General features: G+C 45.7%; 1 protein-coding gene. It reads right to left on the reverse strand.

Annotated features, from left to right (window positions below; genetic code table 11):
• Window positions 1-5 precede the first annotated feature (5 nt).
• On the reverse strand, window positions 6-840 hold an 835-nt coding region (locus R7Z77_RS24805; RefSeq protein ID WP_318136978.1), incomplete at its 5' end, for a cellulose biosynthesis cyclic di-GMP-binding regulatory protein BcsB.

The raw sequence follows: 840 nt of genomic DNA on the forward strand, positions 1-840 counted from the left end.
TTTCATTATTCCTCTTCCTCAGTTTTTTCTAAACGTCTAGACGCGACTTGACGTAATACGCGCCAAAGAACAATGGTTACGATCACCACTAGCAAGGCGGCAAAGCACGCAACGATGACTGGGTGATTAGAGAAGTGATACCAAACGAGCTGCCACACAGGAAGCTTACCGACATAGTAGTGCGAACCCACGTTGTAGCTTGCTACTTCGTTATTTCTCAACGTCACCACCGAGCCAAACATGTGCTCCACTTTACCGGAGTCAGCCAACGCGCGATCAACCGACGAAAAATCTGACGGGTGAGCCGCCATAATAGAAATGACGCTGCGTTTTTTCGTAAATGGCGATTCTGCACCATAAATAGCAGCAAAAGAGCCCTCAGCCTCAACAGAAACATAATCCGCGGCCACTTGACGAGTATCACTTGGACTCATCCAGTTCATTCCGAGCTGCTTTTCATTTTTGCTTGGTAGGCGAATTTGTCTCTGACCCTCTTTAACCACTAAGTTAACTTGGTCAGGATTATTAGCGGCTTCTTCTAATGCATCCACAACACCAATCGTCAGGATATCTTTATTTTTTAGTTTCTCAGCATTCCATTTATCTGTCAAAAGCACCTGAATACCTGGGTACCCAGAATCACGTCCTAACGACCCCATGACGTTTAAGAAGGTCTGCAACACTTCTTTTGGAGCTCTCTCTGGAACAACAATCGCAGTTTCTGACAAATCGGCCATGCGAGTGTAAGGGAAACCAGAAGTAGCAAAAGCGCGCATATTTGGCATTTCGATGTAGTGAGGGAAACCACTAAAATCAACCGTAGAGTCACCATCAATGACC

It is taken from the genome of Vibrio sp. 1401, assembly GCF_033340295.1.